General features: G+C 71.6%; 10 protein-coding genes. 6 read left to right on the top strand and 4 right to left on the bottom strand.

The genetic code is table 11. From position 1 onward, the window contains the following. Positions 1 to 66: 66 nt before the first annotated feature. Positions 67 to 1,206, bottom strand: coding sequence for a PP2C family protein-serine/threonine phosphatase (locus CP984_RS34325; protein ID WP_003982697.1), 1,140 nt, complete (start codon positions 1,204 to 1,206; stop codon positions 67 to 69). A gap of 484 nt (positions 1,207 to 1,690) precedes the next feature. Here CP984_RS34325 and CP984_RS34330 point away from each other — a divergent pair, with 484 nt between their 5' ends. From CP984_RS34330 to CP984_RS34340, 3 genes are all read left to right on the top strand, one after another. Then, positions 1,691 to 3,130: a GuaB1 family IMP dehydrogenase-related protein gene (locus CP984_RS34330; protein WP_003982696.1), complete on the top strand. Its 1,440-nt coding sequence runs from the start codon at positions 1,691 to 1,693 to the stop codon at positions 3,128 to 3,130. Between the two features lie 367 nt (positions 3,131 to 3,497). Next, positions 3,498 to 4,973, top strand: a complete 1,476-nt coding sequence (locus CP984_RS34335) for an amino acid permease (protein ID WP_003982695.1) — start codon at positions 3,498 to 3,500, stop codon at positions 4,971 to 4,973. Positions 4,974 to 4,992: 19 nt separating this feature from the next. Continuing rightward, the gene (locus CP984_RS34340) at positions 4,993 to 5,442 is read left to right on the top strand and encodes an Lrp/AsnC family transcriptional regulator (RefSeq protein WP_003982694.1); all 450 of its coding nucleotides are present in this window, start codon (positions 4,993 to 4,995) and stop codon (positions 5,440 to 5,442) included. Positions 5,443 to 5,919: 477 nt separating this feature from the next. On the opposite strand, the gene CP984_RS34350 is transcribed toward CP984_RS34340, so the two are convergent. Next, the gene (locus CP984_RS34350; RefSeq protein WP_003982693.1) at positions 5,920 to 6,930 is read right to left on the bottom strand and encodes a YdcF family protein; all 1,011 of its coding nucleotides are present in this window, start codon (positions 6,928 to 6,930) and stop codon (positions 5,920 to 5,922) included. Between the two features lie 142 nt (positions 6,931 to 7,072). Further along, positions 7,073 to 7,702, bottom strand: coding sequence for a hypothetical protein (locus CP984_RS34355; RefSeq protein WP_226048729.1), 630 nt, complete (start codon positions 7,700 to 7,702; stop codon positions 7,073 to 7,075). 398 nt (positions 7,703 to 8,100) lie between these two features. Between CP984_RS34355 and CP984_RS34360 the strand changes: the two genes are divergently transcribed. Beyond that, on the top strand, positions 8,101 to 8,898 hold the full coding sequence (locus CP984_RS34360) for a carbon-nitrogen hydrolase family protein (RefSeq protein WP_003986800.1): 798 nt from the start codon (positions 8,101 to 8,103) through the stop codon (positions 8,896 to 8,898). A 122-nt stretch (positions 8,899 to 9,020) separates the two neighbouring features. After that, a complete protein-coding gene (locus tag CP984_RS34365) occupies positions 9,021 to 10,706 on the top strand; it encodes a flavin monoamine oxidase family protein (RefSeq protein WP_003986801.1) in 1,686 nt (561 codons plus the stop codon). 52 nt (positions 10,707 to 10,758) lie between these two features. Here CP984_RS34365 and CP984_RS34370 read toward each other — a convergent pair whose 3' ends face one another. Further along, positions 10,759 to 11,511: a DUF5995 family protein gene (locus CP984_RS34370; protein ID WP_221773167.1), complete on the bottom strand. Its 753-nt coding sequence runs from the start codon at positions 11,509 to 11,511 to the stop codon at positions 10,759 to 10,761. A 219-nt stretch (positions 11,512 to 11,730) separates the two neighbouring features. On the opposite strand from CP984_RS34370, the gene CP984_RS34375 reads away from it, so the two are divergent. After that, complete coding sequence (locus CP984_RS34375; protein ID WP_003986803.1) at positions 11,731 to 12,183, top strand: phospholipase; 453 nt, start codon at positions 11,731 to 11,733, stop codon at positions 12,181 to 12,183. The last annotated feature ends 1 nt before the right edge of the window (position 12,184 follow it).

Here is a 12,184-nt window from a genome sequence, read left to right on the forward strand (position 1 = left end):
CGGTCGATGGGCGGATCGATGGGCGGATCGATGGGCGGAGCACGGTGGCGGAGCGGCGGCCGGGCGTCAGTCGGACACCGCGGCCGAGGGCGAGGGGCAGGCGGTTTCGCGGGGCTCACCGGGCCGCTCGGCGCTGGTGGCCGTGACGGCGGGCGGGGTGTGGGCGTGGTGCTGGCGGGGCAGGCTGGGCTCCAGCTCGATCAGGACGAGGGCGACATCGTCGTCCTGGGCGCCGTGGGTGTGCCGGCACATCGTCGACAGCACGGCCTCGATCGCGTCGTTGAGATCGGGCAGCGAGCAGGCCGGCAGCAGGCCGGCCAGATCGATCATCGTGCCGTGCGGGTCCCGGGCCTCGGCGAGGCCGTCGGTGTAGAGCAGCAGGCGGTCGCCGGGGGACAGTTCCACCTCCTGGACGCGGGGCATCGGATACAGCCCGATGGGCGTGGTCGGCTCGGCCGGGGTGAGTAAGACCGGCGGGCCGGCGGCGGGCAGGTGCAGGGGCGGGTGGTGGCCGCAGTTGACCAGCCGCAGCCGCCCCGGGGATATCTCGGCGATCACGGCGGTGATGAAGTCCTCCGGGCCGAGGTCGTCGATCAGCCGCCGGTCGGCCTCCTCGACCACCTCGGCGAGGTTGCTGCGGGTGTAGGCGCAGTCGCGGAAGTGCCCTATGGCCGCCGCGGACAGGCGGACCGCCTCCAGGCCCTTGCCGCGTACATCGCCGATCAGCACCCGCAGACCGCTCGGGGTGTCGGCGAAGGCGTACAGATCGCCGCCGATGACGGCGCGCGGAGCGGCGGAGCGGTAGCGGGCGCACACCGACGCGCCGCTGACCCGGAACGAGGTGGGCCGCAGGATCGCGCGCTGCGCGGCGGCCGCGACCCCGGCGAGCTGACTGTCCAGGACGGCCTGCCGGTCGGAGGCCCAGGTCGCGTAGGCAGCGGCGGCGGCGAGCACGGTCAGGGACAGCAGCTGGTCGGTGCGGCTCAGGGTGTGTTCGTGTGCGGCGACGGCCACGCCCAGGAGCAGGGCGGCGAACGAGACCGCGGCGGTGCACGCTCCTTCGAGTCTGGTGGCGGCGACCAGCGGGCCGATCATCAGCAGCCCGGTCAGGCTGATGTCCGGTCCCAGCGCCAGGTCCCCGGCCGCGACGGCGGCTCCGGCCAGGGCCGTGAGCAGCAGCAGGGCGCCCTGTCGGACTTCGCGCATGTCCTCCCCTTTCCCCACGGCCGAGGCGGGCCCGCCTCGGCCGGCCGGCGCTCCCTCGCGTCGCGGTTACTGTACGTATTCATTTGCGAAGTGATCGCCCAGGCTCCCGTCGGCCCGGTGGCCCCGGCGGATCGACACCCGAAGCGGCCTGTACACGGTTCTACCCACCTGCTGGCCAGGGAGAACCTACGGATCTGTCATATGGTCGGATCGATGTCGAACCGCAGGTGACCGGCCGTCCGCGCCGTCGAACCCCAGCAATCTTCGCTACGCAGAGTAATGAAATCGCGGTGTGTGAGAGTTCCCGTCGCGGGCTTCGGCGCCGCTCCGGCGGAGGCCGGCGGGCGGGGCGGTGGGAACACCGGTTCGCCCCGAGCCGCACTCATCAGGGATGATGTCCTAGGAGCCGCTGCCTGACCGGTGCCGGTCCGTTGGCTGACTCCCCACCCGCCCGAGCAGTGAATCCGCAGGTGAGAGAGCCAGTATGAAGTTTCTGAACGATGCCAAGCCGCCGTACGACCTGACGTACGACGATGTGTTCATGGTGCCCGGCCGCTCCGCGGTCGGCTCCCGCCAGGGCGTGGACCTGGCCTCGCCGGACGGCACCGGCACGACCATCCCGCTGGTGGTCGCGAACATGACCGCCATCGCCGGACGCCGGATGGCCGAGACCGTGGCCCGCCGCGGCGGCCTGGTCGTCATCCCGCAGGACATCCCGATCGAGGTCGTCACCGAGGTCGTCGGCTGGGTCAAGCGCCGTCACCTGGTCCTGGACACGCCCATCGTGCTGTCCCCGGTCTCCACCGTCGCGGACGCCCTGGCGCTGCTGCCCAAGCGGGCGCACGGCGCCGGGATCGTCGTCGAGGGCGGCCGCCCGGTCGGCGTCGTCACCGAGCACGACCTGACCGGCGTGGACCGCTTCACGCAGGTCGCCGAGGTCATGTCCAAGGACCTGCTGGTCCTGGACGCGGACATCGACCCGCGCGAGGCGTTCAACCGGCTCGACGCCGCCAACCGCAAGCTGGCCCCCGCGGTCGACGCGGACGGCATGCTGGCGGGCATCCTGACCCGCAAGGGCGCCCTCCGCGCGACGCTGTACAAGCCCGCCACGGACGCCGACGGCAAGCTGCGCATCGCCGCCGCCGTGGGCATCAACGGCGATGTGGCCGGCAAGGCGAAGGCCCTGCTGGCGGCCGGTGTGGACACCCTCGTGGTGGACACCGCGCACGGCCACCAGGAGTCGATGATCAGCGCGGTCAAGGCCGTACGGGCGCTGGACCCGCAGGTGCCGATCGTCGCCGGCAACATCGTCGCCGCCGACGGCGTGCGCGACCTCATCGAGGCCGGCGCGGACATCATCAAGGTCGGCGTGGGCCCGGGTGCCATGTGCACCACCCGCATGATGACCGGCGTGGGCCGCCCGCAGTTCTCCGCCGTCCTGGAGTGCGCCGCCGAGGCGAAGAAGTACGGCAAGCACGTCTGGGCGGACGGCGGCGTGCGCCACCCGCGCGACGTGGCGATGGCGCTGGCCGCCGGCGCCTCCAACGTCATGATCGGCTCCTGGTTCGCCGGTACGTACGAGTCGCCCGGCGACCTCCAGCACACCGCCGACGGGCGTCCGTACAAGGAGAGCTTCGGCATGGCCTCGGCGCGTGCGGTCCGCAACCGTACGAGTGAGGAATCGGCGTACGACCGGGCGCGCAAGGCGCTCTTCGAGGAGGGCATCTCCACCTCGAAGATGTTCGTCGACCCGGCCCGTCCGGGCGTCGAGGACCTGATCGACTCGATCATCGCGGGCGTGCGCAGCTCCTGCACGTACGCGGGCGCTGCCTCCCTGGAGGAGTTCGCGGAGAAGGCCGTCGTCGGTGTACAGAGTGCCGCCGGCTACGCGGAGGGCAAGCCGCTGCACGCCAGCTGGAGCTGATCTCCCGCCGCCCCCGAGCCAGGGGGACACGGCCGTCCGGCCCCGCACCGATTGCCTCGGTGCGGGGCCGGACGCGTTTGTGCGGCGGGATGTGCGGGAACGTCCAACCGATGAGATTTGTCGTTTGTGTGCAACGAACGACCGCTCGCGGACCAGGTGCGCAACGAATGTTCACGGTTGCGCAAGGAACCTGCATTACGGCATCTCATGACCGCCCCGTACAGTCATGCGCTGTACGTGGAGTGGCGGGGACCGCCTGCTCGGCGGTCCCCCCTTCCTTGTCGCGGGTTGTTTCGTCGTACCCGCGCACGGGGCCCGCTGTCGGTCGTCCGCCACCTTGACCGGCAGCGATGAAGGAGCCACCCCTGTGTTGGAGCACGGCGCAGCCCCGCCCGCGGCGGGCAGCGACCCCCGGCCACCCGTTCCCACCGGGGGCCTCGGCGCCCGCCTGATGCGGCGCAAGCCCGTCGAACGGCTGGTGGCCGAGGGCGGGCAGGGCGAGGGCGGCACCCTCCGCCGCTCGATGGGCATGTGGCAGCTGACCATGATCAGCATCGGTGCCACGCTGGGCACCGGCATCTTCGTCGTCCTGGGCGACGCGGTGCCCAAGGCCGGCCCGGCCGTCATCCTCTCGTTCGTCATCGCCGGCATCACCGCCCTGTTCTCCGCGCTGTCCTATGCGGAGCTGGCCGGCTCCATCCCGGTCTCCGGCTCGTCGTACTCCTACGCCTACGCGACCCTCGGCGAGCTGGTCGCCTGGGTCTGCGGCTGGTGCCTGATCCTGGAGTACGGCGTCTCCGTCGCGGCCGTCGCGGTCGGCTGGGGCCAGTACCTCAACGAGCTGCTGTCCGGCACGATCGGCGTCACCCTCCCCGAGGCGCTGTCCGCGCCGCCCGGCGGCGGCGGGATCTTCAACCTCCCGGCGCTGATCGTCGTCATGCTGGCCATGGTCTTCCTGCTGGGCGGCGCCAAGGAGAGCGCCCGCGCCAACACGATCATGGTGGCCGTCAAGATCGTCGCGCTGCTGCTGTTCTGCGGCGTCGCCGCCCAGGGCATCAGCTCCGGCAACTACGCCAACTTCATGCCGCTGGGCATCGCCGGCGTCAGCGGCGCCGGGGCCACGCTCTTCTTCTCCTACATCGGCTTCGACGCCGCCTCCACCGCGGGCGAGGAGGCCAAGAACCCGCAGCGCGACCTGCCGCGCGCGATCATGCTCTCGCTGATCATCGTCACCGCGCTGTACTGCCTGGTCGCCGCCGTGGCCGTGGGCGCCCGCCCCTGGAAGAACTTCGAGGGCTCGGAGGCCGCGCTCGCCGGCATCCTGAAGGAGGTCACCGGGCAGGGCTTCTGGTCCGTGCTGCTGGCCGCCGGCGCCGTCATCGCCATCGCCAGCGTCGTCCTGACGGTGCTCTACGGCCAGACCCGCATCCTGTTCGCGATGTCCCGCGACGGCCTGGTGCCGAAGGTGTTCTCCAAGGTCCACCCGAAGAGCGGCGCGCCGCGCACCAACACCGTCCTCGTCTCGCTGTTCTGCGGCATCCTGGCCGCCGCCATCCCGCTCGGCCAGCTCGCCGACGCCACCAGCATCGGCACCCTCTTCGCCTTCGCGCTGGTCAACATCGCGGTGATCGTGCTGCGCTTCACCAAGCCGGACATGCCGCGCTCCTTCCGCACACCGCTGGCGCCGGTCTTCCCCGCGATCGGTTTCCTGCTCTGCCTGTACATGATGAGCAGCCTCGGTCCGGTCACCTGGGTGGTCTTCGGTGTCTGGATGGTCGTCGGGCTCGTGGTCTACTTCGTCTACGGCATGCGCCGCTCCCGATTGGCCACCGCAGAGAAGTGATCCACCCGCAGTGCGACAGATGAACGAACTCGACCAGCGCATCGTCCATGCCCTGGCGGAGGACGCCCGCCGCTCCTACGCCGACATCGGGGCGGAGGTCGGACTCTCCGCCCCGGCCGTCAAACGCCGGGTGGACCGGCTGCGGGCCGAGGGCGCCATCACCGGGTTCACCGTCCGGGTGGACCCGGCGGCGCTGGGCTGGGAGACCGAGGGGTTCATCGAGCTGTTCTGCCGCCGCAACACCTCGCCGGACGCCATCCACCGGGGTCTGGCGCGCTACCCGGAAGTGGCGTCCGCCTCCACCGTCACCGGTGAGGCGGACGCCATCGTCCAGGTCTTCGCCTCCGACATGCGCCACTTCGAACGCGTACTGGAACGCATCGCGGGCGAGCCGTTCGTGGAACGCACCAAGTCGGTGCTGGTCCTCTCACCACTGCTGCGGCGGTTCAGCTCGGGGTCGCCCGGGTGAGGGGGCGGCGGTTGCCGTAACCGGTTGCGGGCGGTACGGGGCCGGGCTCCCGGGCCGGGCTTTCGGTTCCGGGCCCCTGAACCGGGCTCCGGGGCTTGGGCCTGCGGGACTTCCGCCGCCGCGCGACCGGGACCAGGTGGCGCGACCCGGTGTCCGACCGGATCGGCGCGGGGACTTCCGTACCGTCTTCACCAGCGGCGGGCCGCCGTTCATCGAACTCATCGAAGGGCTCCAGGGCAGCCTCTGGGACGCCTCCGGGGGCGCGATTCGATCACATCGGATTCTGGACGGCCGATGTGCGGGCCGGCTCACGGCGGCCGGCGGAAGAAGGCATGCCCGTCGACTTCTCCGGCTGTCTGTACGGGCGGCCGTTCGCCTATCACCGTATGGACAGCGTCGGAGCCCGCCTCGAACTCGTCGACGTGAGCCGGCAGCCCGCGTTCCCCGACCGGTGGCACCCGGGCTGCGCCCCGATCCTCACCCCCGCCCGCTCAACCACGCCAGCACCCCGCCCAGTACGAGCAGGGCGCAGATGCCCAGGTTGACGAGTTTGTAGGAGAGGAAGACCGCGGCGAATTCGCGGATGGTGGCGCTGGGCCAGAAGTAGGCGGCGGTGGGGGCGCCGACGACCTGGCCGTTGATGCCGGCGCGGCGGGCCAGGATCGCGGCGCGCAGTACGTGGTAGTTGTTCGTGACGATCACGCAGCGGTGGTCCGGCACCGTACGTTCCATGATCTCCTTGCTGTACGCCAGGTTCTCCTCCGTCGTGCGGGACTGCTCCTCGCACAGGATGCGGTCCGCGGGGAAGCCGCGCTCGGTCAGGTAGGCCGCCATCGCCCGGGACTCCGGGAGCTGTTCGTCCGGGCCCTGGCCGCCGGAGGTGAGCAGCAGCGGCGGGTTGCCGCGCCGCGCCTGGCGCTCGTACACGGCGCGGGCCCGCTCCAGCCGGTTGGCCAGCAGCGGCGGTACGCGCGTACCGCCGATCAGCCCGGAGCCCAGCACCACCACGAAGTCCGCGTTGCGGCGCACCCGCAGCCGCCCGTAGAGGAACGCGTAGCCGACGAAGCACAGGAAGAGGAAGGAGACGTAGCCGAGCACCAGCAGGGTCGTGGCGGAGACCACGATCAGGGTGCGCGACCCGGTGCCGGCGGCCGTGATCAGCAGGGCGGTCACCGCGAAGATCCCCAGCCCGGCCAGCAGCGACAGCAGGTTCGCCAGGCTGCGGCCTTCCTTGCGGACCATCTTCACGCCGTTGAGGATCAGGAAGACGCCGAGGACGAGGATGCCGAGCGTGGGCAGCAGGAGGATGAGCACGGCGGCCGCCACGGCCACCGGCATCGGCAGGTGGCGCAGTTGTATGAGCAGGGCCGGGACGAGGAAGACGACGGTCAGGCCCAAGTGGACGGCGTTGCTGAAGCGGCGCCGGTCGCGCAGCACACCGACGAGGAACAGGACGAAGAAGAGGGCCGGCAGGGCGTACGCGAGCATGGCCACATCGTAAGTCGGGCGATCATGGGCCCGATGCCGATGCCGATGCCGATGCCGATGCCGATGCCGGTGCCGGTGCCGGTGCCGGTGCCGCCTGCCGCGGGCACCGGCCGGCGTGCCCGGCCCCCGCGGCAGGCCGCGGTCAGTTCCCCGGCACCTCCCACGGCACGACCGTGAAGTCCCCGCGCTCCACCGTCTCGAACGGCGCCGAACTGACGCACTTGGGGAGATCCTTGGTGGCCGTCGGATCGTTGGTGGACGCCCAGCTGTAGCCGAGCCGGTCGGCCCGGCCCGGCCCCCGGTCGTGCACGGAGAAGCCGACCCGCTTGCCCTTGAGGCCCGCCACGTCGGTCGCGGTGACGATGCCGCTGGCCACCGCGACCTTGCCACCGGTCACCAGGCAGTCGATACGGCCCTTCGCCCAGCCGCTCGTCGTCTTGCCGACGTGCCGGAACGCGAAGGTGCCACGTGCCTTGTCGGGCATCTCGTCCTGGCGGAAGCGCGCGTCGAAGGAGAAGCGGACATCGTCGCCGTCGGCCCGGCGGAGCTTCGCCGACCCGGTCAGCCGCGCGTCGGCGGGCTGGTGGGCGGCGCTCTGCGCGGCGGTGGCGCGCGGCACCGGGTGCGCCGCGTCGGGCGGGGGTACGGCGAGCGCGGAGCCGCCCGCCCCCGCGGCCAGCAGGACCGCCGCCGAAACGGCGACGAGCCGGAGACATCTGCGGGCGGTGCTGCGAGTGGTGTGGGTGCGGTGACGGCGGTCCGAACGGTTCATGAGGATCTTCCCCCGACGCAATCGTGAGCGTTCACCCGGACTCTCCGGGCGCCTCGTACGATGCCGTCCGGCCGGGTGCGCCACATCGGGCCCGGGAGCGATCCCCGTTCCGCCGCGCGGGGGACCGCCCTGCGACCGGAGGCGTACCGGGGGAGCGGATGCCCTCCGCACGGCGGCGTGCAACCCGCGGCACGCCCCGGGGCGCCGGGCGCAACGAATCGCCGTACCGGCCGTACAACACGCAACGAAACAGCCATCGGCACGCAATGGTGACGTCTTGTACGGGGGGTTCGGCGGACCGTACCGTCTAGGCGTCCCGCCGATCGCCGGGCCACGGCCGCACCGCAACGGTGCCGGGCCGGCCGCCGTTCGTCCGCACGTGTCCTCCGAGGGGTCCCATGTCGTCGCTGCGCACCGCCCTGCTCCAGAGTTCGGGACGGCCCGGCGACGTCGCGCGGAACCTGCGGGCCGTCGAGGACGCGGCGCGCGAGGCGGCGGCGGGCGGTGCCGGGCTGCTCGTCTGCCCGGAGCTGTTCCTGACCGGCTACGCCATCGGTGAGGACCTGCACAGGCTCGCCGAACCCGCCGACGGCCCGGCCGCCCGGACGGTGGCCCGAATGGCCGCCGAACACGGCATCGCGGTGCTCTACGGCTACCCGGAGCGCGACGGCGCGACGGTCTACAACTCGGCACAGCTGATCGGCCCCGATGGGCAGCCGCTGGCCAACTACCGCAAGACCCACCTCTTCGGCTGCTTCGAGCGCGAGTGGTTCACGCCCGGGGACGAGCCGGTCGTCCAGGCAGAGCTGGACGGTCTCCGGATCGGCCTGATGATCTGCTACGACGTGGAATTCCCGGAGAACGTCCGCGCCCACGCGCTGGCCGGCACCGACCTGCTGCTGGTGCCCACCGCCCAGCTGCACCCCTTCCAGTTCGTCGCCGAATCGCTCATTCCGGTACGGGCCTTCGAGAGCCAGCTCTACATCGCCTACGTCAACCGGACCGGCCCGGAGGGCGATTTCGAGTTCGTCGGGCTGAGCTGCCTGGCCGGGCCCGACGGCACCGTGCGCGCCCGCGCCGGACGCGGCGAGGAGCTGGTGTTCGGCGACGTGGACGCCGCTCTCCTCAAGCGGTCGCGGGAGGACAATCCGTACCTCGCCGACCGGCGCCCGGGCCTCTACGGCGCGCTGACCTGACCACGCCGCCTCTGGCACCGGCCTGACGAAAGCCCCCCACAGCGGCGCCACCGCGCCGCCCCCACGCCTGCCCGCGTGCACCCACACCCCCCTCAGCACCCGCCTGCAAGGAGCCCGTACCGATGACCGTGCCCACCGCCGCCCAGCACGCGGACGCCCAGCCGCCCATCACCATGTTCGGGCCGGACTTCCCGTACGCGTACGACGACTTCCTCGCCCACCCGGCGGGCCTCGGCCAGGTGCCCGCGACCGAGCACGGCAAGGAGGTCGCCGTCATCGGCGGCGGCCTGTCCGGGATCATCACGGCGTACGAGCTGATGAAGATGGGCCTCAAGCCCGTCGTCTACGAGGCGGACCAGATAGGCGGCCGGCTGCGCACCGTCGGCTTCGAGGGCTGCGACCCGGAGCTGACCGCCGAGATGGGCGCGATGCGCTTCCCGCCGTCCTCCACGGCGCTCCAGCACTACATCGACCTCGTCGGCCTGAAGACCAAGCCGTTCCCCAACCCGCTCGCGCCCGACACCCCCTCCACGGTCGTCGACCTCAAGGGCGAGACCCACTACGCGCGCACCGTCGAGGACCTGCCCGAGGTCTACCACCAGGTCATGGACGCCTGGAACGCCTGCCTGGAGGAGGGCGCGGACTTCTCCGACATGAACCGCGCCATCCGCGAGCGCGATGTGCCGCGCATCCGGGAGATCTGGTCGCGCCTGGTCGAGAAGCTCGACAACCAGACCTTCTACGGGTACCTCTGCGACTCCACCGCCTTCAAGTCCTTCCGGCACCGCGAGATCTTCGGCCAGGTCGGCTTCGGCACCGGCGGCTGGGACACCGACTTCCCCAACTCCATCCTGGAGATCCTGCGCGTCGTCTACACCGAGGCCGACGACCACCACCGCGGCATCGTCGGCGGCAGCCAGCAGCTGCCGCTGCGCCTGTGGGAGCGCGAGCCGGAGAAGCTCGTCCACTGGGCGCCGGGCACCTCGCTGTCCTCCCTGCACGACGGTACGCCGCGCCCGGCGGTCACCCGGCTGCACCGCACGGCGGGCAACCGCATCACCGTCACCGACGCCGACGGCGACATCCGTACGTACGAGGCGGCCGTCTTCACCGCGCAGTCCTGGATGCTGCTGTCGAAGATCGCCTGTGACGACGCGCTGTTCCCCATCGACCACTGGACGGCGATGGAGCGCACCCACTACATGGAGTCGTCCAAGCTGTTCGTCCCCGTGGACCGGCCGTTCTGGCTGGACAAGGACGAGGAGACCGGCCGGGACGTCATGAGCATGACGCTCACCGACCGGATGACCCGCGGCACCTACCTGCTCGACGACGGCCCCGACAAGCCGGCCGTCATCTGCCTCTCGTACACGTGGTGCGACGACAGCCTCAAGTGGCTGCCGCTGAACGCCAACGACCGTATGGAGGTCATGCTCAAGTCGCTCTCGGAGATCTATCCGAAGGTCGACATCAGGAAGCACATCATCGGCAACCCGGTGACCGTCTCCTGGGAGAACGAGCCGTACTTCATGGGCGCGTTCAAGGCCAACCTGCCCGGCCACTACCGCTACCAGCGGCGCCTGTTCACCCACTTCATGCAGGACCGGCTGCCCGAGGACAAGCGCGGCCTCTTCCTCGCGGGCGACGACATCTCCTGGACGGCCGGCTGGGCCGAGGGCGCCGTACAGACCGCGCTGAACGCGGTGTGGGGCGTGATGACCCACTTCGGCGGCAGCACGGACGCGGCCAACCCGGGCCCCGGCGACGTGTACGACGAGATCGCGCCGGTCGAGCTGCCGGAGGACTGACGGGAAACGGGTCCCGTACGGCGCGCCGTACGGGACCCGCGGCGACCGCCCCTCAGCCCAGGGGCGTCAGCAGGCAGCGGCCGACCAGGCCCACGCCCGAATCGAGCCGTTCGGTGAACTCCTCGGCCGTCTCCGGCAGGCCGCGCAGGCTCCACAGCACCCGGGCCGCCGCCCAGGCGCCGTCCCGGGCCATCTCCAGGCTCCAGGAACCGGCCAGGTGGGTGAGCGGGTCGGCGATGTCCAGCAGGTCGGGGCCGGGCATCAGGCTCTCCCGGATGCGCTCCTCCAGGCCCGTCAGGAGATCGCCCACGCGGTCGAAGTCTGCGGCCAGCGCGCCCGGTTCGCAGTCCAGGGCGCGGCAGGTGTCCACCACGGCCAGCGCCAGGTCGTGCCCGATGTGGGCGTTGATCCCGGCCAGCGCGAACTGCAGGGGCCGTACGCCCGGGTGGCGGCGCAGCTGGAACAGCGGGCGCCAGCAGGCCGGGACGGTCAGGCCGGCGCCGGCCGCGTCCACCGCGGCGAGGTAGCGCCGGGCGAACACCGCGTCCAGCTCGCCCGCCGCCGCGGAGTCCTGGAAGCCGCCCGCGCCGAGGCGCCGGGCGATCTCCTCCGTGACGGACAGGTACACCCGGTTGAAGACCGCGATGCCGTCGGCGGGCGGAAGCGTGGCTTCCAGTACGCGCATCCGCGCCAGGACCGCGGCCACGGACGCCGGTGGCGCGGGAACGTGCTCGGCGGCCGGGCCCGGCCGGGCCGCGTCGGGGCGCACCGCCGGACCGCCCGGGGCCTGGTGAGTCGTCGTCATGCGCACAGCGTGACAGTCGGGTACCCACCGCAGAGGCGGCCCGGCGGCGGATGACCGGATCGGGGTAACCGGCGGCGCGCCCCCTTGTCCGTGCGCCGCCCGGCCGCTGATCACTGTTCAGCCAAAACACCACCGCCGGTCGTTCGAATTGAATATTTTCAGCCTTCAAGCAGCGGCCCGATCCTGCCGAAGGGCCGCCGTGTCCCCGGAGGTTGAAGGATGTACCGAAGACTCGCCGCCGCTCTGTCCGCCTCGGCCATGACCGTCACCGCGCTGGTGGCGGCCGCCGCGCCGGCCCAGGCCGTCCCCGCCGACAAGGCGAAGGTGCTGGCCGGCTGGACGCAGACCGACGCCGGCAGCTACGACAGCTGGCTCGCGGCCCGCGGCAACCAGGCGAAGTGGGCGGCGTACCGGTTCGACTGGAGCACCGACTACTGCTCCAAGTCGCCCGACAATCCCTTCGGCTTCCCCTTCGAGACGTCCTGCGCCCGTCACGACTTCGGCTACCGCAACCACAAGAAGGCCGGCACCTTCGCCGCGAACAAGCCGCGCCTGGACAGCGCGCTGTACGAGGACCTCAAGCGGGTCTGCGCCAAGTACACCGGCGCCAAGAAGACCTCGTGCAACGCGCTCGCGTGGACCTACTACGAGGCGGTCAAGAACCTCGGCTGAG

The sequence above is a fragment of the Streptomyces rimosus genome, assembly GCF_008704655.1.
Lineage (GTDB): Bacteria > Actinomycetota > Actinomycetes > Streptomycetales > Streptomycetaceae > Streptomyces > Streptomyces rimosus.

Excerpts from the sequence above, each read along its gene's own strand:
- CP984_RS34325 (WP_003982697.1), bottom strand. The coding sequence starts at position 1,206 with ATGCGCGAAGTCCGACAGGGCGCCCTGCTGCTGCTCACGGCCCTGGCC.
- CP984_RS34330 (WP_003982696.1), top strand. The coding sequence starts at position 1,691 with ATGAAGTTTCTGAACGATGCCAAGCCGCCGTACGACCTGACGTACGAC.
- CP984_RS34340 (WP_003982694.1), top strand. The coding sequence starts at position 4,993 with ATGAACGAACTCGACCAGCGCATCGTCCATGCCCTGGCGGAGGACGCC.
- CP984_RS34350 (WP_003982693.1), bottom strand. The coding sequence starts at position 6,930 with ATGCTCGCGTACGCCCTGCCGGCCCTCTTCTTCGTCCTGTTCCTCGTC.
- CP984_RS34355 (WP_226048729.1), bottom strand. The coding sequence starts at position 7,702 with ATGAACCGTTCGGACCGCCGTCACCGCACCCACACCACTCGCAGCACC.
- CP984_RS34360 (WP_003986800.1), top strand. The coding sequence starts at position 8,101 with ATGTCGTCGCTGCGCACCGCCCTGCTCCAGAGTTCGGGACGGCCCGGC.
- CP984_RS34365 (WP_003986801.1), top strand. The coding sequence starts at position 9,021 with ATGACCGTGCCCACCGCCGCCCAGCACGCGGACGCCCAGCCGCCCATC.
- CP984_RS34370 (WP_221773167.1), bottom strand. The coding sequence starts at position 11,511 with ATGACGACGACTCACCAGGCCCCGGGCGGTCCGGCGGTGCGCCCCGAC.
- CP984_RS34375 (WP_003986803.1), top strand. The coding sequence starts at position 11,731 with ATGTACCGAAGACTCGCCGCCGCTCTGTCCGCCTCGGCCATGACCGTC.